Origin of the sequence: Novosphingobium lindaniclasticum LE124 (assembly GCF_000445125.1) — a bacterium.
Taxonomy (GTDB): domain Bacteria; phylum Pseudomonadota; class Alphaproteobacteria; order Sphingomonadales; family Sphingomonadaceae; genus Novosphingobium; species Novosphingobium lindaniclasticum.
Genome location: NZ_ATHL01000019.1, coordinates 35,309 through 55,643, shown reverse-complemented (window position 1 = coordinate 55,643; position 20,335 = coordinate 35,309). Strand labels below are relative to the sequence as shown.

Sequence of the window (20,335 nt, the reverse complement as noted above, 5' to 3'; positions counted from 1 at the left end):
CTATGCGTATTGACCGCATGAACCGAACGAACATGAGGGGCGCCAGCCCGGAAGCGGGGCCGATTGCCGAGGCTGATCTCCCCGTCTCGCAGCGATCGCTTGCCCGGCGTGAGTTTTCAGGCCTTCTGGCTCTTGTAGCCGGCCTTGCCGCGTTCCCGCGCGTGACAGAGGCGGCCGTCCAACCGAAATTTGCCGCCCCCCGGCCGTTTTCCTGGGACACGCTGGTCCAGCAGGCGCGCGAGCTTGCGGGCCGTCCCTGGACCGCGCCGACGACGTCGCCGCATGCCGCTGCCGATTTCGACGCGGCGGGACGTCTGACATATGGCCAGGCGCAGGCCCTGGGCGGCAACGTCCGCCTGTTCCCGACGACCCGGGGCACGTCGCCCCATGCCGTGAAGCTCCACCTCGTGGAGAACGGGGCGGCGCGGGAACTGATCGATGCGCGCGGGCTGTTCGTGGGCGGCAAGCAGGGCGATCCGGCGGGCTTCCGGGTCATGACCGCCGATCAGCGTTCGGACTGGATGGCCTATCTCGGTGCTTCCTACTTCCGTGCTTCCGGTTCACGCGACCAGTATGGGCTTTCGGCGCGGGGCATCGCCATCGACACCGCGCTGTCCAAGGCGGAAGAATTCCCCGCCTTCACTGAATTCTGGATCGAGAATCTCGCTGCCGATCATATCCGCATCCACGCCTTGCTCGAAGGGCCGAGCGTAACGGGCGCCTATGCCTTCGACTGCCGGAAGGCCGCTGTTGGGGTCACGCAGGACGTGCGCGCGGCGCTGTTCTTCCGCCGCGATATCGAGCGTCTCGGCGCCGCGCCGATCACCAGCATGTTCTGGTACGACCAGTCCGACTCCGCCAAACGGGGCGACTGGCGCCCGGAAATCCACGATTCCGACGGTCTGGCGCTCTGGTCCGGCAGCGGCGAGCGCATCTGGGTGCCGCTTTCCAACCCTGCCGTGAACCGCACCAATGCGCTTCGGGCGGATCGTGTGAAGGGCTTCGGCCTGCTTCAGCGTGACCAGGCCTTCGACCACTACCAGGACGACGGCGCCTTCTACGACCGCCGCCCATCGCTCTGGGTCGAGCCGCAGGGCGACTGGGGCGCGGGCACGGTCATGCTCTATCGCATGCCCACGGACGCCGAGACGCAGGACAATATCGCCGCCTTCTGGGTTTCCGATCAGCCGGCGAAGGCGGGCCAGAGCCGAGAGTTCGCCTATCGCCTGACCTGGACCTCTCAGGACCCATCCACCGGCACGGCGGCGCGCTGCGTCGACAGCTGGCAGGGCCGGGCCGGGCGGCCGGGCGATACGCCTACCGGGCAGGAAGCGCGCAAGTTCGTGTTCGACTTCGAGGGTCCGGCTCTCAAGGGGCTTGGCCGAGACAGCGGCGTGACGGCGGCAACGAACCTCCCGGCCAAGGCCCTGCTGCATTCCGCCGCCTATCCGGTGGCCGGGCAGGAAGGTCGCTGGCGCGTGACGCTGGACGTGCAGCCATCGGCTGTGCCTTCGCCCGAATTCAGGGTATACCTGAAGCGTGGTGAGCAGGCGCTCAGCGAGACGGTGATTCAGGGAGTCCAGCCATGAACCGTGCTCTAGCTCCGCTTCCGGCGGAAGCTCCGCTGGCAATGCCGATCCAGGATCTGGACGGCATCGCACCGGGCACGATCGCGGTCGCCACCAGCCCGCACGGCATGCTGGTCAAGCGCCTGCTGCTGATCGCCCTGACCGCCACCATCGGTCTCGCCGCGTCGAGCGAAGTGCGCTTCGCCCTGTCGCGTGACGGCCTGGGCGTGATCGACGTGATCCTGCTGCTGTTCTTCGTGCCGCTGTTCTGCTGGATCTCGTTCGGCTTCGTCACCTCGACGATCGGCTTCCTCCAGCTGATCAGCGGCAAGCATCCCGGCTTCACCGCGATACCCAGCCCCGCTTCCTCGCTGCGCCACCGCACCGCCGTGCTGATGCCGGTCTACAACGAGAGCGTGGAAGCGACGTTCGGCCGCGTGCGCGCGATGACCAACTCGATCGCGGCTTCGGGCGCGGCGGAGTGGATCGACTTCTTCGTGCTCAGCGATTCGAACGCCTTCCACGGCAAGCGCGAGGAAGCGGCCTGGCGGGAGATCGCTGCCGAGGCCCCGATCAACGTCTATTACCGCCGCCGCGAGAAGAACATCGCGCGCAAGCCCGGCAATATCGCGGAATGGGTCCAGCGCTTCGGCGGCGCTTACGAGAACATGCTGATCCTCGACGCGGATTCGCTGATGAGCGGGGATGCCATCGTCGGCATGGCGGCGATCATGGAGGAGCGACCTTCGATCGGCCTGCTCCAGACGGTGCCGATGATCATCAATGCCCATACGGTGTTCCAGCGCTGGATGCGCTTTGCCAGCGATGCCTATGGCCCGATCGCCTCGGCGGGCCTGCTCTGGTGGTCGGGCGCCGAATCCAACTTCTGGGGCCACAACGCGATCGTCCGGACCCGTGCCTTTGCGGAGGCCTGCGGGCTGCCGGAGCTTCCGGGCAAGCCGCCGTTCGGGGGGCACATCCTCAGCCACGACATGCTCGAATCCGCGCTGCTCCGCCGTCGCGGCTGGGCCGTGCACATGGTCATGATCGACGGCAGCTACGAGGAATTCCCGCCCACCATCGTCGATCACGCGATTCGCGATCGGCGCTGGATGCAGGGCAATCTTCAGCATCTGCGCCTGCTCGACGCCTCGGGCCTGCACTGGGCAAGCCGCCTGCACCTGCTGATCGGCGCCTCGGCCTACCTGACCTCGCCGGGCTGGCTGCTGCTGCTGCTGACCTCGATCGCGCAGGCTGCGGCCAGCAAGGGGGGGCAGTTGCTGGGCGTGGTGACGCCGCCGAGCGTGCTCTGGCTCACCGTGCTGCTGCTGTTCGGCCCCAAGGCGATGGGCACGATCTGGGTTCTGGCCGACGGCAAGCGCCGCCGCAGCTTCGGCGGGTTCGGCGGCGTCCTGCGCTCCGTCGCGCTGGAAGTGCCGCTGGCGATCCTGCTCGCGCCGGTGACGATGGTCATGCAGGTCAAGGCGCTGGTCGGCCTGGCGCTGGGCATCCCCGTCCATTGGAACACCCAGGACCGCGACGCGCGCCGCATTTCGGTGCGCGAGGTGCTGCCGGACCTCAAGGAGCATATCGCGCTCGGCCTGCTTTTCGCGGCGACCGTGTTTATCGATCCCGTGACGGCACTGTGGCTCTCGCCCCTGACTCTGGGTCTGCTCGCCTCGCCCTGGCTGATCAGCCTGACGTCGAGCCAGCAGATCGGCGACCGGGCGGAGCGGCTCGGCTACTTCCGCGTGCCCGCGCCGACGATCGACGATCCGGTGGAGCATGCCAACGACGATGCAGAAGAAGGCGGCACCCCGCCGCTGGTGATCGGATAATCCGGCAGAGGGCCTGGAATATACCGTCGTCCCGGGCCTGATCCGGGACCGCTGGCCTGGCCGCGCCAAACCTCGGCGGGGCGCATGTCTGCAAGCTGGCGCCCAAAGGATTGCCAGCGGTCCCGGATCAAGTCCTGGACGACGTATTGCGCTTAAGCACTCGCCTCTGCCAGCCTCGCCGGAAGCTGTGCCCGCAAGTGCTCTACCAGCGCGCTGACCTTGGGCGAGAGATGCCGCCGCTGCGGGTAGACCGCCCAGATCGGCTCCTCCTCCGGTGCAAGCGCGGCCAATACCGGTTCAAGCCGTCCGGCGGAAACGTGGTCGCCCAGATAGAACGCCGGCAACTGGCAGATGCCCATGTCGGATAGCGCTGCTTCCAACAGCGCATTGCCGCTGTTGCAGCGCCAGCGTCCCTGCGGCCGGAAAGTCTTGCCGCCCCGAAAATGCCACTGCGCCGCCGAGCCGACCAGGCATTCGTGGCGCGAAAGCTCCGCCATGTCGGCAGGCCGTCCGCGCATGTCGAGATAGGCGGGCGAGGCGAGGGTGACCAGCGTGCGGCTGGCCACCCGCGTCGCCACCAGTCGGGAATCGTCGAGATGCCCGGTGCGGATCGCCAGATCGTATCCTTCGGCGATCAGGTCGACGAGCGAATTGTCGAGGTCCAGCGTCACCGAGATCGCCGGATAGGCCTGCGACAGTTCGCGCACCAGCGGCGCCACGAACTTCTCACCCAGCGCGTAGGAGCAGGTGACGCGCAAGTGCCCGCGTGGCTCGCCCTGCGAAGTGATCGCTGCAATGGCCTCGTCGCGTTCCTCGATCAGGCGGCGGCAGGTGTCGAGGAAGATCTGCCCCGTTTCCGTCAGTCGCAACGAGCGGGTGGTGCGGTGGAGCAACTGCACTTGCAGGCGTGCCTCCAGCCGCGCCAGCGCCCGGCTCATATGCGTGACAGAGGCGCCGTAGGCCTCGGCCGCCTGGGTGAAGCTGCCCAGGCGCGCCACGATCACGAACTCCTCGATCCCGTCCCACTGGCCCAGCATCATTGTCCCCGTACGGTGATAATCCTTTTCGCGCTGGCCGCTTTATCACAGCAAGGCGCAGTCCTACAAAGGCGATCAGACTTTCAGGAGCATACCCCATGAAGACCCGCGCCGCCGTCGCCTTCGAGGCCAAGAAGCCGCTCGAAATCGTCGAACTGGACCTCGAAGGCCCCAAGCCGGGCGAGGTCCTGGTCGAGATCATGGCGACCGGCATCTGCCACACCGACGCCTATACGCTGGACGGTTTCGACAGCGAGGGCATCTTCCCCAGCGTGCTCGGTCACGAAGGCGCAGGCATCGTGCGCGAAGTGGGCGCGGGCGTGACCTCGGTGGTGCCGGGCGACCATGTGATCCCGCTCTACACCCCGGAATGCCGCCAGTGTAAGTCGTGCCTCTCGGGCAAGACCAACCTCTGCACCGCGATCCGCGCGACGCAGGGCAAGGGCCTGATGCCGGACGGCACCACGCGCTTTTCCTACAAGGGCCAGCCGATCTACCACTACATGGGCTGCTCCACGTTCTCGAACTTCACTGTGCTGCCGGAAATCGCCGTCGCCAAGATCCGGGAAGACGCGCCGTTCCAGTCCTCGTGCTACATCGGTTGCGGCGTCACCACCGGCGTCGGCGCGGTCATCAACACCGCCAAGGTGCAGGTGGGCGACAACGTGGTGGTCTTCGGCCTCGGCGGCATCGGCCTCAACGTGATCCAGGGCGCTCGTCTTGCCGGGGCCAACAAGATCATCGGCGTGGACATCAACCCGGACCGTGAGGAATGGGGCCGCCGCTTCGGCATGACGGAGTTCCTCAACACCAAGGGCATGAGCCGCGAGGATGTGGTGGCGAAGATCGTGCTGATGACCGATGGCGGCGCGGATTACACTTTCGACGCCACCGGAAACACCGAAGTGATGCGCACCGCGCTGGAAGCCTGCCATCGCGGCTGGGGCACCTCGATCATTATCGGCGTGGCCGAAGCGGGCAAGACCATCGAGACGCGCCCGTTCCAGCTCGTCACCGGCCGGAACTGGCGCGGCACCGCGTTCGGCGGCGCCAAGGGCCGCACCGACGTGCCGAAGATCGTCGACATGTACATGACCGGCAAGATCGAGATCGACCCGATGATCACCCACGTCATGGGCCTGGAAGAGATCAACACCGCCTTCGACCTGATGCACGAAGGCAAGTCGATCCGCTCGGTCGTCGTGTTCTGATGGAGACCGTTTCGACCAACAAGGCGTTCGGGGGCGTGCAGGGTGTCCATACCCACGCGTCCGCCGAGACGGGTACCGAGATGACCTTCTCGGTCTTCGTGCCCGACGTTGCCGGTGATCGGGCGCCGGGCGCGAAGCTGCCGGTGCTGTGGTTCCTCTCGGGCCTCACCTGCACCCATGCCAACGTCACCGAAAAGGGCGAATTCCGCCGCGCCTGCGCCGAGCATGGCGTCATCCTCGTCGCGCCGGACACCTCCCCACGCGGCGATGAGGTGCCGGATGACGAAGCCTACGACTTCGGCAAGGGCGCGGGCTTCTACGTCGATGCCACCGAGGCACCGTGGAAGGCGAACTTCCGGATGCGCTCCTATCTGGAGATCGAACTGCCCGCCGTGATCGCCGAGCACTTCCCCGCCGACATGGCGCGGCAGGGGATCACCGGCCACTCGATGGGAGGCCACGGCGCGCTGACGATGGCCTTGCGCGATCCCTCGCGGTTCCGCTCGGTCAGCGCCTTCGCGCCGATCGTCTCGCCATTGAACTGCCCTTGGGGCGAGAAGGCGCTGACGGGCTATATCGGTGCGGACAGGGCGGCATGGCGCGAGTACGACGCCTGCGCCCTGATCGAGGACGGCGCGCGTCTGCCGGACCTGCTGGTGGATCAGGGCACGGCGGACGGTTTCCTCGAAGGCCAGCTCAAGACGCATCTACTGGAGGAGGCCTGCGCCAAGGCTGGGCAGCCCGCGACGATCCGGATGCAGGAGGGGTACGATCACTCGTACTACTTCATCTCCAGTTTCATGGCCGAGCATATTGGCTGGCACGCTGAGAGGTTGAAGTAAGAAGGGAAGACCCGGGGGATGATCCCCCGGATCCTCGGAATGTCACCGTAGCGCGCTACCTATCTGTAGTGCGCTCCTTGCGGCGCAGCCAATAAGTCTCCCGACGCAGCCATGAGCGCGGGACGGATAGTCGGGGCGTGACCTCGACAGTAATGGGGTGCAGGGGCGATGGCCCCTGCATTTTCCCTTAAGCTTAAAGCTCTTCCGGCCAGTAAAGCCGCATCGGATTGGTCACGAGCAGCTTTTGCTGAAGCTCTGCCGTGGGCGCGATGCGGGGGATCATGTCGACGAGGTGGCCGTCGTCCGGGATGTTGTCCTGCATGTTCGGATGCGGCCAGTCGGTGCCCCAGAGCACGCGATCCGGATAATCCGCCACCAGCGGCGCGACCGCTTCGGCGAACTTGTCCCACGGATCATTCGTGGGGTCGAGACGGTCGGGGCAGGTGGCCTTGAACCAGATGTCCTCGCGCGAATCGAGCAGTGAGCGGAACGCCGTCATGTCTACGCCGTCCGGTCCCTGGGTCACGTCCGGGCGGCCCATATGGTCGATGACGACGGGCACCGGGATGGCGTCGATGAAGGGGCGCATTTCGTCGAGGATGTCGGCCTCGAAGTAGATCACGACATGCCAGCCCTCGGGCAGGCGACCGGCCACTTCGAGGAACTTGTCCTTCGGCGCATCGTCCACGAGGCGCTTGAGGAAGTTGAAGCGGATGCCGCGAATGCCGCCTTCATGCAGCTTGGCGAGGTCTGCGTCCGAGATCGCCGGATCGACCACGGCCACGCCGCGCGCCTTTCCGTCCGACTTGGCGATGGCGTCCAGCGTCGCGGCATTGTCGGTGCCGTGGCAGCTGGCCTGCACGATCACGTTGCGGGCGAAGCCCAGGCGATCGCGCAGGGCGAAGAGCTTGTCCGGCCCGGCATCCTCGGGAAGGTACTTGGCCTTGGCGCTGAACGCAAACTGCGCCATCGGCCCAAAGACGTGGCAATGCGCGTCAATGGCGCCTGCGGGCGGCGTGTAGAGCGGCTTGCTCGGGGCCGCGTGCCACGAGGTGATCCGCTCAGACATACTTGAGGCCTTCCTTTTCGAGGCGCTCGCGCATCTTGTACATGTCGAGGCCGAGCACGCCGGCGGCCAGCTTCTCGCGCTTTTCGCCTTCGTTGGCTTCGCGGGCCTGTGCGGCGGCGAGCACTTCGGCCGCCTTTTCGCGGGGGACGACGACTACGCCGTCATCGTCGGCCACGATCACGTCGCCGGGTTTCACGGCGGCATTGGCGCAGACCACCGGCACGTTCACCGAGCCGAGCGTGTTCTTGACGGTGCCCTGCGCGTAGATCGCCTTGGACCAGACGGGGAATTCCATCTCGGTGAGGTCGCGCACGTCGCGCACGCCGGCGTCGATGATCAGGCCCCGGCAACCGCGCGCGATGGCGCTGGTGGCGAGGAGATCGCCGAAATAGCCGTCCTCGCAGGGGCTGGTCGGGGCGAGGAGCAGTACGTCGCCTTCCTGAAGCTGCTCGATGGCGACGTGGACCATCCAGTTGTCGCCCGGAGGCGCGCTGATGGTCACGGCCGAACCGGCGATGCGGGCGCCGCGATAGATCGGGGTCATGTAGCTGGCAAGAAGGCCGGTGCGGCCCTGGGCTTCATGGACGGTTGCGACGCCGCACTTGGCGAGGCCGTCGATCACTGCGGGATCGGCCCGCTCGATGTTCTGAACGACGATACCACTCATCACGTGCTCTCCTGCATTATCGGAACTTCAGGCCGTCATTCTAGGCCCGAGACCGCAGGAAAGGCGAAGGCGATTGCCCTGACCGGATATTAGTTCTGACTAATCGTGTTTTCAGCGGGCTGCTCGTCCGGCACGTTGCGCATCCAGTCGGCCAGACGGGCCATGGCCTCGTCGATGGCCTGGCGCGCCGCTTCGTCGGCCACGGTTTCGGCCAGCGCGCCCCGCATGCAGAGCAGCCAGGCGTCGCGTGCGGCGGAGTCGATCGCCACGCGCATATGACGCTGGCGCATCCGGGGATGGCCGCGCACCGGCGAGAACAAGGCCGGTCCGCCGAGCCACTCGGAGAGGTAGTCCTTGAGCACCTGTCCCAGCGGGGCGAGATCCTGCGGGTGCATGGCGCGGATGGTGCGCGCTTCGGCCAACTGGTCCATGCGGGCGTAGAAGCTGTCGACGAGGGCGTCGATGGTCGGCGCGCCGCCGATGCGGTCGTAGAGGCTGGTCTCGGTCATGATGGCGGCGTCATTCGGGCATTGTGGAAGCGAGGGCAAGCATGAGCGAGGATAGGAAGATCGTCGTCCCGGCCTTGATCCGGGACGACGGGGCGCTCTACCCGCCCGCCAGATCGTCCCCCAGGCCCACCTGCTTGCCGCGCGTGATGTAGACCTTGTCGCCGACTTTCGTCGCGGCGAACACCTTGGCCGCGAAGTCCACCGGCATGCCCACGCAGCCGTGGCTGGCATAGCCCAACGCCACGTCAGAGCCGTGGAGGGTGATGCCGTCGTTGGTCAACCGCTGCATGTAGGGCATCGGCGCGCCGGTGTAGATGTTGGAGACGTGGTCCTTGTCCTTCTGCGTGATCGGGAAGACGCCGAGCGGGGTGGGCTTGTCCTCGGTGCCGAGCAGGACGGCGCTGGCGCCGATCTCGTAGCCGCCCCGGAACACCGAGAGCACACGCGCGTCGAGGTCCACCGTCACGACGATCGGACCGGGAGGGACTTGCGCATCGTCCCAGTGCCATTCGCCATATTTGATGGCGCCCTCGATCGGCAGGATGCGCTTGATGACGAAAGGTTCGTCCTTCGGCGGGGCCTTCGGCTTTGCTGCGGGAACAGGCGTCTTGGCCGGGGTGGTGGTGGCCGCGCGGTGGACGGTCGGTTTCGACGAGGACAGCGCGAAGACACCGACGATCACGGCAATCGCAAGAACGCCAGAGGCGAGCAGGAGGCGGGCATTCACGGGAAGAGGTGTCCTGTCGGTTCGGCGGCTTTCACCCTGTCAGCATTGCGCATGGTCGCCGCGATGGCCAGTGCCGTCCGCGCAGTGTCCCGCATGGGGACTGTTAAGGGGCGGGCGTTAATGTCGGATCCCGGCGGCGAGCCTCGCCAGTCACCCCAGATGCTCGTCATCCTGAACGTGTTTCAGGACCCATCGTGTCGATCAACCCGCCGCTCATGGCCAGAAGCCATCGGGCTCCTTCTGGCGATGACTTCTTGGGGCCGAGCGGTGCCGGGCGATCAACGCGGTGGCGGGCCCAAACTTCGGAGATGTCGACTGGTTGGCCTTCGCGCGTCGCACTTGCCGGGAAAACCCGGACGGCAGGGTGTCCTTCGCCCAGGTCCGCGCGATCTCGGCATTCCTGGGGGAGCACCTGCCGTCGTCCCGCACTTGATCCGGAACCGCTGGCGTTCTTTAGGCGAGTCGGTGCAGTGGCGCACCCTGCCGAGATGTAGGCTGGTCATGGCCAGCGGTCCTGGATCAAGTCCGGGACGCCGAAAGAGACGAACGCGATGAGCGATGAAAAACTTCGCAGCCCGGCACCCCGATCGGAACCTTGCACGAAGCGCCGCCGCATTGCACTTTGGGAGACATGACCGACCTCGACGCCTTCATCACCGGCCTGCCCAAGGCCGAACTCCACCTCCACATCGAAGGCAGCCTCGAACCGGAACTCATGTTCGCGCTTGCCGAGCGCAACGGCGTGTCGATCCCCTTCGCCAGCGTGGAAGAGGTGCGCGCGGCCTACGACTTCTCGAACCTCCAGGACTTCCTCGACATCTACTACGCCGGCGCCAACGTGCTGCTGACCCGGCAGGACTTCCACGATCTCGCCTCCGCCTATTTCGCGCGCGCGGCTGCCGATGGAGTGGTCCACGCGGAACTCATGTTCGATCCCCAGACCCACACCGATCGCGGTGTGCCGTTCTCGGAAGTGATCGAGGGCCTGCTCTGCGCGATGGAAGCCGCCCGCGCCGAGCACGGCATCTCCAGCAGCCTGATCCTCTCGTTCCTGCGCCACCTTTCCGAAGAAGCCGCCTTCGCCACCCTGGCCGAGGCAGAACCCTGGCTCGACCGGATCGAGGCGGTGGGTCTGGACTCTTCCGAAGTGGGACATCCGCCGGAGAAGTTCGCCCGCGTCTTCGCCGCCGCGCGCGACAAGGGCTTGCGCATCACCGCCCATGCAGGTGAGGAAGGCCCGCCGGAATATGTCCATCAGGCGCTCGATCTGCTCGGCGTCCACCGCATCGACCACGGCAACCGCGCACTCGAAGATCCCGCCCTGATCGAACGGCTGGTGCGCGAGGGAATGACGCTGACGGTCTGCCCGCTGTCCAATCACAAGCTCTGCGTGGTGGACGACCTGGCCGACCACCCCATCGACGCCATGCTGGCCCATGGCCTCAAGGCCACCGTGAATTCGGACGATCCGGCTTATTTCGGCGGCTATGTCGCGGACAACTACCGGGCAATCGCCATGGCGCGCCGGCTTGACCGGGATGCGCTGGCCACACTCGCGCGCAACAGCTTCACCGGCTCTTTCCTGCCGGACGAGATCGTGGCTGAGCATCTCGACCGCCTGGACGCCTACCTGGAGGCGCATCGCTGACCGGCCCCGACTGGCGGGCCGCGCTGGAGGCGAGCGGTGTCCTCACGCGGCTCGCTCGCTTCGATCCGCACGTCGCCGGGACATTTCCGCTGGGGCTAGACGTTCCCGGCAGCGACATCGACGTGCTCTGCCATGCGCCCGATGCCGAAGCCTTCGCGGCGGCCTTGTGGGAGGCGTTCGGGCACTTCGCGCATTTCGCGATGTGGCAATGGCAGAAGGCAGACCGTCCGGTGATCGCGGCCTTCTCGGTGGCGGGTGTCCCCTTCGAGGTGTTCGGGCAGGCGCTGCCGGTGGAGCGGCAGCACGGCTGGCGGCACTTCGCGGTGGAGGCACGGCTGCTGCGGCTCGGCGGCGCGGGCTTGCGTGAGGCCGTCATGGCGGCGCGGCGGGCCGGGGCGAAGACGGAGCCCGCCTTTGCGGAAGTTCTCGGGCTTGAGGGAGATGCCTACCAGGCGATGCTCGACCTGGGAGAAAAGAACGACACCGGGTTGGTGGAGGTCTTGAAGAGAAGGGGAAGTCCTGGGGGATGATCCCCCAGACCCTCGGAATGTCAGCCCCTCGCGCTACCTGTCTGTTGCGCCCTCCCTGCGGCGCAGCCAGTAAGTCTCCCGAGGCGGCCGTGGGCGGCAACGGCGTTGGATCTGGTGACCCGGACGGTCACCGGGTTCAGGGGTAACGACCCTGCTTGTTCCGCTTAACCTTCAGGCCAATCGTTCCGGCACCGACAGCGCCTCATCGACGATGCTGTCCCGCGAGCCCACGGACTCCCACGGGAACACGAACCAGCGCTTGTCGTCGGCGCGGTCGATCATATCGGCCCAGACGTCGACTTCCACTTTCGAACTCTTGTTGTTGATTACGACGGCGAAGCGCAGGTTCCCGTGATCGCAGCCGCCTTGCGAAAGCTGGCTGCGGATGTAGTCGATCGTGCCGCCGGTGTCGTTGATATCGTCCACGAACAGCATGCGCGTGCCTTCGGCGCTCATCGCGGCGACTTTCGCCAGCAGTTCGTCTGCGAAACCGGGGATCTTGGACGAATGGTCGATCGACAGCATCGGCAGGGAAAGTTGGTGCGAGATATAGACCGCCGGTACCAGTCCGCCCCGTCCCAGGCCGATCACGAATTCCGGTTGCCACGCCCCTTGCTGCACCTGCCGTGAAAGCTGGCGCACTTTGGCGAGGAAGTCTTCGTAGTATTCGAGATAGTGGAGCTGAGGCTCGGAAGCTTCACTCATGCGCGCTGGATCCTGGTACGGAGTTTGGAGAGGAAGCTGCTCCGGTTACCGCGTCCGTGCGAATTTTGCAATCGCGCGTTCGCCGCGGCCCTCCTTCCGCCCGCTAAGTATCTGATGCGCAATAGCCGAGCCGGGCGAAAGTGTCTTCGAACTCGCCGAGCACCAGGGCCGCCGCATGCGAGGGCGCGCGCGTCGAGGCGGTGCAGAGCGCCAAGGTCATCGGCCGCAGCAGCGAATCGGAAATGCGCGTAAAAGCCAGTGTGCCGCGCTGGACTTCGGTCTGCACGTCCAGAGAGGTGAGCACGCCAATGCCCGCACCGTGCTGGACCAGCGAAGTGATCATCTGGATGTTGTCCGAACTCGCCCGTCGGTTCAGCGCGATCCCGGTCGCGCCTTCCAGCACGGCGATCTGCTGATAGACCGCCAGAGGCTCGGCGGGGATGATCATCGGCTGATCCGCGCAGGCCGAGAAGCGTGCGTCCCGCAACTGCGCGATCGCATGATCCGGCGGCGTGACGAAGCCGAGCACGACTTCGGTGAAGGCTCTTACCGAAAGGTCGCGATAGGAGTGCGGCTCGAACAGGATACCGCAGTCCACCTCGCCGCCGATCACCGCACGGCGCACGGCATCGTTGCCCAGCACTTTGATGCCTAGGGTGATGCCGGGATAGCGCTGCTGCATGGCATGGAGCGTGGCCGGAACATGGCCGGTCGCCAGGGCGTCGATCACGGCAATGTCGACATGGCCGCGCTTGAGACCGCGCAAGTCTTCGATCCTGCCGCGCAAACTGACCATGCCCCGCTGCCACTGCGCGCCCGATGCCATCATCATCTCGCCCGCAGCGGTAAGCCGCAGTCCCGTCGGCAGGCGCTCGAACAGCGGCAGGCCGAGTTCGGCCTCCACATTGAGGATCTGCCGGTCGATCGCGGAAGCCGAGACGTTGAGTTCGTCGGCCGCCTTGCGAATGGAGCCGAGGCGACCCACGGCCATGAAATAACGGAGAAAGCGGGAAAATGCCGGCATGGTGGTGTGTTCTTAAGTGCTCTGTTTTTTGCAACGCTGCGTCATATTCATTGCGTTTGATCGTACTCTGTCATCGCTTTACCCATGCGGCAACACCGAAGCGTGCGACCGCGCCGGCGGCGGCTCTCTCCCAACCAGGAAGCTGCCGGAACGTGAACGCACGGCGGTAGGGGGCGCATTCCCATGTCGGGGGTAAAAAGGGACACCAGACGCGGGAGCGCCCCCGCTTGCGCCAACGTTGGACAACATGCCGGCGACAGGTCGAGGTTCAGGGCGACACGAGAGGGCAATAAACATCGGAACGACAGGCGTGCACACCGGCAGGAATGTCAGGGTGCGCCGCCGGATCGAGAAGCCAGGGAGGGAAGGCTGGCGGTGACGATCTCCAGCGTCGCCGCCAGTCGTTCCGCCGCTTCTACAGGGAAAGCCGGGCCGCGCACCAGGCCAAGCCTTCGGCTCAGGCCATAGCCCAGGATCTCCGCCGTAGCGGTTCCTGGGGGCGCAAGCGATCGCGGCGCCACCGTCACCCCCAGACCGGCGGCAACCATGCGCATGCAGCGGTCCTCGTTCTCGCTCCGCAAGGCAAACCGCGGGCGAACACCGGCGTCGGTAAAGAAGCGGCTCGTCGGCTGCAGCACCTCGCACGCACGCCGGGCGATCATGATGTCTCCGGCAATATCCTGGGGGGCGACCTGTCCGGCGCCTGCGAAGCGATGCTCGCCCGGCATGACGAGGACGTAAGGCTCTTCCAGCAGCAGGTCGGCAGCGAAATCGCCTGCCGCCGCGTCCTCGCCCTGGCCCAGCAGGGTCAGCGCCAGATGGAGCTTGCCGCTGCCCAGTCCGGCGCGAAGATCGCGGTCGTCGCCTTCGACGAGTTCGATCCCGAAGCTGCGCGCCAATTCTCTTGCGATCAGTTCCAACATCGGCCCGGAGACCGTGGAAATCACGCCGAGCTTCAGGCCGGGCCATTGCTCGGGGATCGGCCGCCCGAACTGGTCCGCGCGGCGAAATCCGGCTTCGAGGTCACGCGCGATCGAGAGGAAGGCGCCGCCCGCCTCGGTGAGCCGCACATGGCGGCGATCACGCACGAAAAGCGCCGAACCGGTCAGGCGCTCCAGTTCGGCGATGCTGGTGGAGATGGTCGGCTGCGTGACATGCAGGCGCGCCGCTGCCTGCTTGAAGCTGCCCCCATCGGCCACGGCCAGGAAATGACGGATATGGGCGCGCTTTATCATAGGAAAAATTTATCCGAGGACGCCGCAAGTTTCAATTTGTTCGTGAAAAGGCTGGTCGCTATCCTGCTGGACAACAAAACGCCGCAGCAACGGCGCAAGGATTGGGAACACGAGCATGAAGGCAACCCCGAACTTCGACTTCGCCCTGGGCGAATCGGCGGAGATGATCCGCGAGAGTGTGGCGCGCTTCGCCGACGAGCAGATCGCGCCCCTGGCCGCGAGGATCGATGCCGAAGACTGGTTCCCGCGCGAACTGTGGCCGGCCATGGGCGAGCTGGGCCTCCACGGCCTGACGGTCGAGGAGGAATGGGGCGGCACCGGGCTCGGCTATCTCGAACATGTGATCGCGGTGGAGGAAGTCAGCCGCGCTTCGGCCTCGGTCGGGCTGTCCTACGGGGCGCATTCGAACCTCTGCGTCAACCAGATCCGCCGCTGGGGGAGCGATGCGCAGAAGGCCAGGTATCTGCCGAAGCTGGTTTCCGGAGAGCACGTCGGCAGCCTTGCCATGTCCGAGGTGGCCGCAGGCTCCGACGTCGTCAGCATGAAGCTGCGCGCCGATGCGGTGGACGGCGGTTTTCGCCTTACCGGCACCAAGTTCTGGATCACCAACGGCACATATGCCGATGTGCTCGTGGTCTACGCCAAGACCGATGCGCAAGCGGGATCGAAAGGCATCACCGCCTTCCTGATTGAGAAGGACATGCCCGGCTTCTCGATCGGTCAGAAGATCGACAAGATGGGCATGCGCGGCTCGCCCACTTGCGAACTGGTCTTCGACGACTGCTTCGTGCCCGTCGAAAACGTCATGGGCCCGCTGAACGGCGGCGTGAAAGTGCTGATGAGCGGCCTGGACTACGAACGCGTCGTGCTCGCCGGTCTTCAGATCGGCATCATGCAGGCCTGCCTCGACACCGTGATCCCCTATGTCCGCGAGCGTCGTCAGTTCGGCGCCGCGATCGGGACCTTCCAGCTCATGCAGGCCAAAGTCGCCGACATGTACGTCGCGCTGCAGTCGGCGCGGGCCTACGTCTATGCCGTGGCACGCGCCTGCGATGCCGGACAGACCACCCGCTTCGACGCGGCGGGCGCGATCCTGCTGGCGAGCGAGAACGCTTTTCGCGTCTCGGGCGAGGCGGTCCAGGCGCTGGGCGGGGCAGGCTATACCAAGGACTGGCCGGTCGAGCGCTACCTGCGCGATGCCAAGCTGCTCGATATCGGCGCGGGGACGAACGAGATCAGGCGGATGCTGATCGGGCGCGAGCTGATCGGGGCATAAGGAGAAGGGAAGATTCCCGGGGGATGATCCCCCGGACCCTCTGAATGTCGATCTTTCGCGCCGCTATGTGTCTTGCGCTCCCCGCGCGGCCATGGGCGCGCGACGGAGGCGCAGGGCACGGGCTCGACGGTAACGGGGTGCAGGGGCGATGGCCCCTGCTTATTCCCTGTTCTTCAACGCCGCTTTGCCGCCACCGGCTCACCCGGAAAGATCCCGGCAATGGCCATGGCCGCGCCCAGCTTCGAGAGCGTCTCCAGCATGTCGCCCACGCTCTCTTCCGAGATGATCATCTCCAGCGTGTCGCGGGTCTGCTGAGGGCCGCGGTCGCGTAGCGAGGTGATGAGTTCGAGAATCACCGCTTCGTGCTCCGAAACGTGGCTGCAGGCCATCGGGCAGAAGGCGAAGGTTTCGAGCGCGTCGCGGTTGAAAAGCAACATCGCGCGGTGGAAGGGCTGGAGCCCACCGATCATCCGCCACTTGGCGAAAGCCGGCGCCAGAGCCTGCGCGGGGCATTGGCGGCGGCCCAGGGTGGTGACCCAGGCCCGCATGGACCAGACCAGGAAACGGCACCCCTCGTCGAGCGAATTGAGCGGGCGATCGACATATTGATACATGCCTGTTCTCCATGGGCTTGCACTTGAGAATGATTATCATTAGCTATGTCTACGCAGCTTGTCTTGCCCGTCAAGCCTGCACCAAGGACCTCGGGTCGGCGCTTGTCATGGGGCTCCGACCTGCCCTTCCTGTCGACTGGGCCGGGGCGATTTCACGTCATGCGCGAGAAACCGCCCCGGCCCGCTTTTTCCCAGATATCCTACGTTTTTCCGGAGTTCATCCCGGACTTATGCCGCCTTTTTCCACAAGCGAGGCGCTGGGCGGCGCTGATCTACAGCGTCGGAAACGGTCCCGATTTTTCAGGCAGGAAGTTGCCGCCGGCCAGGTCCCGGCTTGCGACTCGGATATGTGTCAAAGCGATTCGCAGTGTGTGAGTCGCGTCAGGGACCGTCGAGACACCGGCGACCATTTCCCGGATCTGAAGCGCTCGCTTTTGGCGAGGCAAGACAGTGCGCCAAGTCCGGTCGTAGAACTTCGGCGCGTCAGTTCCGCGCCGCGCGCACCGCCGCACCGCCCGCGAAAGGCGCCAGCGCGAGCAGGACGAGGCTGGCGGCGGCGGCCAGGGCCAGACCGCTTTCTCCTCCTGCGCCAAGGCTGCCTGCACCGAAGATCAGCACCGGCACCGCCATGGGTATCACCAGCAGTCCCGCCAGCGCCGCCCCGCCGCGCAGCCCCGCCGTGAGCGCGGCGACCGTCACGCCCAGCGCGGCCAGGCCCGGTGTTCCCGCCAGAAGTCCGATCTCGACCGTCAGCAGCGTATGTCCCTCCAGCCCCAGCAGGGCGGCGGCGGGCAGGGCGGCCAGCATCAGCGGCGGTCCGAAGCTCAGCCAGTGGGCCAGCACGCGCACGGCGATCACCAGTTCTTCGGAAATGCCGCGCAGCGCCCATTGATCGAACTGGCCCATTTCCAGATCGGGCTCCACCAGGCGGTCGAGCGGCAAAATCGCGGCGAGCAGCGCGGCGACCCAGATCACGCCGCCGCCGGTCCGCGCCAGCAGAGGTGCGTCAGGCCCCACGGCGAAGGGATAGAGCATCGCCACCGAAAGGAAGAACAGCACCGGCAGCAGCGCACCGCCGCCGCGCGCCCCCAGCAGCAGCCGCAGAAGGTCGCGCTTCAACAAAGCGAGGATCCTGCCGCTCATGTCGTGTAATCCGAGAGCGCGAGCGTCGCCATACCCGGCAGCGCAAACGGCTGGTGCGAGGCTATCAGCGCGATGCCCCCGGCCGCGCAGTGCTCCGCCGTGAGCGCTTCGGCCAGCGCGGCGGCATGGGTGTCGAGCCCGTTGAGAGGTTCGTCCAGCAGCCAGATCCCGGCCTCCTGGCCCAGCAGCCGGGCGAGGGCGGCGCGCTTCTTCTGTCCGGTGGAGAGATAGCGAACCGGCACGTCGAGCAGGGCTTCGAGGCCCAAGCGGCCAAGATCGCCGTTTCTCTCCCCCGCGCCGTCGATCTGCCGCCAGAAAGCCAGCGCCTCGCCCAGCGTTCGCGCGGGATCGAGAGCGGGGCGTTCGTCGACCAGCCCGATTGCTCCCTCGGCATTCACCTTTCCGGCGAAGGGCGGCGCGAGCCCGGCGACGATGCGCAGCAGGCTGGACTTGCCGATGCCGTTGCGCCCCACGACGCGAAGCGCCTCTCCCGCGCGCAGGCGCAGCGAAAGGCCGCGGAACAGCAGGCGGTCGCCGCGCCGGCACGCGAGATCGTCGATGGCGATGGAGGCCCCTTGCATGGGGTGAGGCGATAGTGGAAAGGGCCTCCGGTGCCAAGCTGGCCTCCGGGGGAGTCGTCGATCATGTCCATAGCCCGTCTTACCGACGCGGAGCGCGCCGAGGCGCTGGCCGCGTTGCCGGTCTGGCACTTGCGCGAGGATGGCCTGGCCATCGTGCGCAAGCTCAAGTTCGCCGATTTCAACGCTGCGTTCGGTTTCATGACCCGCGTGGCGATCCAGGCCGACAAAGTCGATCATCATCCCGAGTGGTTCAACGTCTACAACCGCGTCGAGATCACGCTGACCACCCACGATGCTTCCGGCCTTTCCCGGCGCGACGTGGAGATGGCGCGCTTCATCGACGCGATCGCGCCGCAGGCCTGATCCGGAGGGACGGGGCGCCATGAGCCGGCCTGCCGAAGAACCGTTCCTGACGCGGCCGCTCTCGGTCGTGCTGGACTTCGTGCGCTTCGGTGCGGCACTGCTCGTCGTGGTCGGTCACGCGGTACAACTCGGGCTCTATCACGGCGACTTCCCGTTCGGCGTGCGCATGCAGCACTACTGCGTGATCGTGTTCTTCGTGTTGTCCGGCCTCGTTATCAGCACGTCCGTGCTCGGCGGCAGATCCAACCTGGGACGCTATGCGGTCGCCCGCATCTCGCGCATTCTGCCGGTGGCGATCCCGGCACTGATCTTCAGCACGCTGGCGGCCTATCTGCTGGCGGGGCCAAGCCCGGTGCGGATGGACAACAGCCCCGAAGACGCTCTTGCCATCACCAAGCAGCTTCTCGCGCCCCTGACCTTCATCAGCGCCTGGCCCGGCGTGGCGGGGCCGGTGTGGAACCCGCCCTATTGGTCGCTCTGCTACGAAGTCTGGTATTATGCGATCTTCGCCCTCGCAGCCTTTCTGAGGGGCTGGCGGCGCGCGGTTGCCGTGACCCTGAGCTGTTTCGCAGCAGGCGGAGCCATTCTCCTGCTCATGCCGGCCTGGTTGTTCGGCGTGGCGCTGACCCATGCGCCCGCCGCGCGCAGGCTCCCCCTCGCGCTCGCGCCTCTCGTGCTGGTCGCGGCGGGCTGGGCGGCGCTGGCGCTTTTCGAGATCGACCGGGAAGTGCTCAATCCCATGCTCAAGGCATGGTGGCCGGGCGATGCCGAGTGGTCGGAATGGGCGCTTTCGGACCTTGCGATGGGCCTGATCATGACCGTGGCCCTGGTGGGCTCCCGCCCGCTGGCCGAAGCCATGGCCGGACCTGTCCTGCGGCTCGGCGCAGCGGCGAAAAGCCTCGCCGGGTTCTCCTTCACCCTCTACTTGTTCCACTGGCCGCTGATCCAGCTGCTGCGGTCGTGGGGCATCGAGGCGGGGCGGAGCTTCACGGCGTTCACGGCGCTGATCGGAGCGATCGTGTTGGCCTGCGCGGCGATCTCGATCCTCACGGAGCGACAGGCACCGCGCCTGCGCCGCTGGATGGACGAGCGATCGTCCGCTGGGGCTGGCCGGGTCGCCCGCGCCTAGAGCGCGGGATTGTTGTAGCAGTGCCAGGTGAAGATCGCCGCGGCACCGCGATGGGGGCGCCAGTCTTCCGCGATGGCCCGCGCTTCCCGTTCGCTGGGACGCGCATCCAGCCCCAGGATCCGGTGCAGCCCGGCTTGAACGGCCAGGTCTCCCGCCGGCCAGATATCCGGTCTTCCCTCGGCGAAAAGCAGATAGATCTCCGCCGACCATCGGCCGATGCCCTTGATGAGGACCAGCCGCGCGATCGCTTCCTCGTCATCCTCGGGCAAGGCATCGAGATCGAGCGTACCGGCCATCACCAATTCGCACAGGCTGCGGGCATAGCCTTGTTTCTGGCGCGACAGTCCGCAGGCGCGCAGCGCCTCGAACTCGGCGGCGAGCAGCGTTTCGGGGGCCAGTCCCTCCCCCAGCAGCGCCTCCAGCCGGCTCCACACCGAAGCCGCCGCCGCGACCGAAACCTGCTGGCCGACGATGGTGCGAAGCAGGGTGGCATAACCCCTCTGGCGTATGCGCGGCTCGGGATAGCCGGCCGCGTCCAGCGCTCGGGCGATGCCCGGCTCCCGCGCCGCGATGGCATCGATTCCCTGTCGGAGAGCGGCGGCATTCAGGCCCATTTTTC

The 20,335-nt window shown here is 66.4% G+C and carries 21 protein-coding genes; 9 read left to right on the top strand and 12 right to left on the bottom strand.

All coding sequences use genetic code 11. The features are described 5' to 3' along the window. Positions 1–17: 17 nt before the first annotated feature. Positions 18–1,589 (top strand): glucan biosynthesis protein, encoded by a 1,572-nt coding sequence (locus L284_RS27375; RefSeq protein WP_021232464.1) that lies wholly within the window; start codon positions 18–20, stop codon positions 1,587–1,589. Continuing rightward, positions 1,586–3,406, top strand: a complete 1,821-nt coding sequence (gene mdoH, locus L284_RS27370) for a glucans biosynthesis glucosyltransferase MdoH (RefSeq protein WP_021232463.1) — start codon at positions 1,586–1,588, stop codon at positions 3,404–3,406. The genes L284_RS27375 and mdoH overlap by 4 nt, the downstream gene beginning before the upstream one ends. A 152-nt stretch (positions 3,407–3,558) precedes the next feature. On the opposite strand, the gene L284_RS27365 is transcribed toward mdoH, so the two are convergent. Continuing rightward, positions 3,559–4,446 (bottom strand): LysR family transcriptional regulator, encoded by an 888-nt coding sequence (locus L284_RS27365; RefSeq protein WP_021232462.1) that lies wholly within the window; start codon positions 4,444–4,446, stop codon positions 3,559–3,561. A gap of 95 nt (positions 4,447–4,541) precedes the next feature. Between L284_RS27365 and L284_RS27360 the strand changes: the two genes are divergently transcribed. Further along, positions 4,542–5,654 carry an S-(hydroxymethyl)glutathione dehydrogenase/class III alcohol dehydrogenase gene (locus tag L284_RS27360; protein WP_021232461.1) on the top strand — a complete coding sequence of 371 codons (1,113 nt, stop codon included), beginning with the start codon at positions 4,542–4,544 and terminating at the stop codon, positions 5,652–5,654. Beyond that, entirely contained in the window at positions 5,654–6,496 is an 843-nt protein-coding gene (gene fghA / locus L284_RS27355) for an S-formylglutathione hydrolase (protein WP_021232460.1), read from the top strand. Before L284_RS27360 ends, fghA begins: the two co-directional genes overlap by 1 nt. Before the next feature lie 193 nt (positions 6,497–6,689). On the opposite strand, the gene L284_RS27350 is transcribed toward fghA, so the two are convergent. From L284_RS27350 to L284_RS27335, 4 genes are all read right to left on the bottom strand, one after another. Beyond that, the gene (locus tag L284_RS27350; protein ID WP_031341414.1) at positions 6,690–7,565 is read right to left on the bottom strand and encodes an amidohydrolase family protein; all 876 of its coding nucleotides are present in this window, start codon (positions 7,563–7,565) and stop codon (positions 6,690–6,692) included. Next, on the bottom strand, positions 7,558–8,232 hold the full coding sequence (gene ligK, locus L284_RS27345; protein ID WP_021232458.1) for a 4-carboxy-4-hydroxy-2-oxoadipate aldolase/oxaloacetate decarboxylase: 675 nt from the start codon (positions 8,230–8,232) through the stop codon (positions 7,558–7,560). Before ligK ends, L284_RS27350 begins: the two co-directional genes overlap by 8 nt. Before the next feature lie 89 nt (positions 8,233–8,321). Further along, positions 8,322–8,741, bottom strand: coding sequence for a group II truncated hemoglobin (locus L284_RS27340; protein ID WP_021232457.1), 420 nt, complete (start codon positions 8,739–8,741; stop codon positions 8,322–8,324). Positions 8,742–8,838: 97 nt separating this feature from the next. Continuing rightward, positions 8,839–9,468 carry a L,D-transpeptidase family protein gene (locus L284_RS27335; RefSeq protein WP_021232456.1) on the bottom strand — a complete coding sequence of 210 codons (630 nt, stop codon included), beginning with the start codon at positions 9,466–9,468 and terminating at the stop codon, positions 8,839–8,841. Positions 9,469–10,099: 631 nt separating this feature from the next. Here L284_RS27335 and L284_RS27330 point away from each other — a divergent pair. Together L284_RS27330 and L284_RS0123660 are read left to right on the top strand one after the other, a co-directional pair. Next, positions 10,100–11,116, top strand: a complete 1,017-nt coding sequence (locus L284_RS27330; RefSeq protein ID WP_021232455.1) for an adenosine deaminase — start codon at positions 10,100–10,102, stop codon at positions 11,114–11,116. Beyond that, entirely contained in the window at positions 11,113–11,646 is a 534-nt protein-coding gene (locus tag L284_RS0123660) for a DUF4269 domain-containing protein (RefSeq protein ID WP_031341412.1), read from the top strand. The genes L284_RS27330 and L284_RS0123660 overlap by 4 nt, the downstream gene beginning before the upstream one ends. Before the next feature lie 171 nt (positions 11,647–11,817). Here the strand turns inward: L284_RS0123660 and L284_RS27325 are convergent, their stop codons facing one another. The 3 genes from L284_RS27325 to L284_RS27315 all read right to left on the bottom strand — a co-directional run bounded on the left by L284_RS27325 (position 11,818) and on the right by L284_RS27315 (position 14,610). Beyond that, entirely contained in the window at positions 11,818–12,351 is a 534-nt protein-coding gene (locus L284_RS27325) for a phosphoribosyltransferase (RefSeq protein ID WP_021232453.1), read from the bottom strand. 103 nt (positions 12,352–12,454) lie between these two features. After that, the gene (locus tag L284_RS27320; protein WP_031341411.1) at positions 12,455–13,375 is read right to left on the bottom strand and encodes a LysR family transcriptional regulator; all 921 of its coding nucleotides are present in this window, start codon (positions 13,373–13,375) and stop codon (positions 12,455–12,457) included. A 329-nt stretch (positions 13,376–13,704) separates the two neighbouring features. After that, positions 13,705–14,610: a LysR family transcriptional regulator gene (locus L284_RS27315; protein ID WP_021232451.1), complete on the bottom strand. Its 906-nt coding sequence runs from the start codon at positions 14,608–14,610 to the stop codon at positions 13,705–13,707. 115 nt (positions 14,611–14,725) lie between these two features. Here L284_RS27315 and L284_RS27310 point away from each other — a divergent pair, with 115 nt between their 5' ends. Beyond that, positions 14,726–15,886: an isovaleryl-CoA dehydrogenase gene (locus L284_RS27310; RefSeq protein WP_021232449.1), complete on the top strand. Its 1,161-nt coding sequence runs from the start codon at positions 14,726–14,728 to the stop codon at positions 15,884–15,886. 173 nt (positions 15,887–16,059) lie between these two features. Here L284_RS27310 and L284_RS27305 read toward each other — a convergent pair whose 3' ends face one another. The 3 genes from L284_RS27305 to ccmA form a co-directional block, all read right to left on the bottom strand. Next, positions 16,060–16,500, bottom strand: a complete 441-nt coding sequence (locus L284_RS27305; RefSeq protein WP_021232448.1) for a hypothetical protein — start codon at positions 16,498–16,500, stop codon at positions 16,060–16,062. Positions 16,501–16,983: 483 nt separating this feature from the next. Then, positions 16,984–17,643: a heme exporter protein CcmB gene (locus L284_RS27300; protein ID WP_021232447.1), complete on the bottom strand. Its 660-nt coding sequence runs from the start codon at positions 17,641–17,643 to the stop codon at positions 16,984–16,986. Next, on the bottom strand, positions 17,640–18,224 hold the full coding sequence (gene ccmA, locus L284_RS27295; protein WP_021232446.1) for a heme ABC exporter ATP-binding protein CcmA: 585 nt from the start codon (positions 18,222–18,224) through the stop codon (positions 17,640–17,642). Before ccmA ends, L284_RS27300 begins: the two co-directional genes overlap by 4 nt. A gap of 63 nt (positions 18,225–18,287) precedes the next feature. Here ccmA and L284_RS27290 point away from each other — a divergent pair, with 63 nt between their 5' ends. After that, positions 18,288–18,587, top strand: a complete 300-nt coding sequence (locus tag L284_RS27290; protein ID WP_021232445.1) for a 4a-hydroxytetrahydrobiopterin dehydratase — start codon at positions 18,288–18,290, stop codon at positions 18,585–18,587. Between the two features lie 19 nt (positions 18,588–18,606). Next, positions 18,607–19,716: an acyltransferase family protein gene (locus tag L284_RS27285; protein WP_021232444.1), complete on the top strand. Its 1,110-nt coding sequence runs from the start codon at positions 18,607–18,609 to the stop codon at positions 19,714–19,716. On the opposite strand, the gene L284_RS27280 is transcribed toward L284_RS27285, so the two are convergent. Then, a complete protein-coding gene (locus tag L284_RS27280) occupies positions 19,713–20,330 on the bottom strand; it encodes a DNA-3-methyladenine glycosylase family protein (protein WP_021232443.1) in 618 nt (205 codons plus the stop codon). The genes L284_RS27285 and L284_RS27280 overlap by 4 nt on opposite strands. Positions 20,331–20,335: the final 5 nt, after the last annotated feature.

Excerpts from the sequence above, each read along its gene's own strand:
- L284_RS27375 (WP_021232464.1), top strand. The coding sequence starts at position 18 with ATGAACCGAACGAACATGAGGGGCGCCAGCCCGGAAGCGGGGCCGATT.
- mdoH (WP_021232463.1), top strand. The coding sequence starts at position 1,586 with ATGAACCGTGCTCTAGCTCCGCTTCCGGCGGAAGCTCCGCTGGCAATG.
- L284_RS27365 (WP_021232462.1), bottom strand. The coding sequence starts at position 4,446 with ATGATGCTGGGCCAGTGGGACGGGATCGAGGAGTTCGTGATCGTGGCG.
- L284_RS27360 (WP_021232461.1), top strand. The coding sequence starts at position 4,542 with ATGAAGACCCGCGCCGCCGTCGCCTTCGAGGCCAAGAAGCCGCTCGAA.
- fghA (WP_021232460.1), top strand. The coding sequence starts at position 5,654 with ATGGAGACCGTTTCGACCAACAAGGCGTTCGGGGGCGTGCAGGGTGTC.
- L284_RS27350 (WP_031341414.1), bottom strand. The coding sequence starts at position 7,565 with ATGTCTGAGCGGATCACCTCGTGGCACGCGGCCCCGAGCAAGCCGCTC.
- ligK (WP_021232458.1), bottom strand. The coding sequence starts at position 8,232 with ATGAGTGGTATCGTCGTTCAGAACATCGAGCGGGCCGATCCCGCAGTG.
- L284_RS27340 (WP_021232457.1), bottom strand. The coding sequence starts at position 8,741 with ATGACCGAGACCAGCCTCTACGACCGCATCGGCGGCGCGCCGACCATC.
- L284_RS27330 (WP_021232455.1), top strand. The coding sequence starts at position 10,100 with ATGACCGACCTCGACGCCTTCATCACCGGCCTGCCCAAGGCCGAACTC.
- L284_RS27325 (WP_021232453.1), bottom strand. The coding sequence starts at position 12,351 with ATGAGTGAAGCTTCCGAGCCTCAGCTCCACTATCTCGAATACTACGAA.
- L284_RS27320 (WP_031341411.1), bottom strand. The coding sequence starts at position 13,375 with ATGCCGGCATTTTCCCGCTTTCTCCGTTATTTCATGGCCGTGGGTCGC.
- L284_RS27315 (WP_021232451.1), bottom strand. The coding sequence starts at position 14,610 with ATGATAAAGCGCGCCCATATCCGTCATTTCCTGGCCGTGGCCGATGGG.
- L284_RS27310 (WP_021232449.1), top strand. The coding sequence starts at position 14,726 with ATGAAGGCAACCCCGAACTTCGACTTCGCCCTGGGCGAATCGGCGGAG.
- L284_RS27305 (WP_021232448.1), bottom strand. The coding sequence starts at position 16,500 with ATGTATCAATATGTCGATCGCCCGCTCAATTCGCTCGACGAGGGGTGC.
- L284_RS27300 (WP_021232447.1), bottom strand. The coding sequence starts at position 17,643 with ATGAGCGGCAGGATCCTCGCTTTGTTGAAGCGCGACCTTCTGCGGCTG.
- ccmA (WP_021232446.1), bottom strand. The coding sequence starts at position 18,224 with ATGCAAGGGGCCTCCATCGCCATCGACGATCTCGCGTGCCGGCGCGGC.
- L284_RS27290 (WP_021232445.1), top strand. The coding sequence starts at position 18,288 with ATGTCCATAGCCCGTCTTACCGACGCGGAGCGCGCCGAGGCGCTGGCC.
- L284_RS27285 (WP_021232444.1), top strand. The coding sequence starts at position 18,607 with ATGAGCCGGCCTGCCGAAGAACCGTTCCTGACGCGGCCGCTCTCGGTC.
- L284_RS27280 (WP_021232443.1), bottom strand. The coding sequence starts at position 20,330 with ATGGGCCTGAATGCCGCCGCTCTCCGACAGGGAATCGATGCCATCGCG.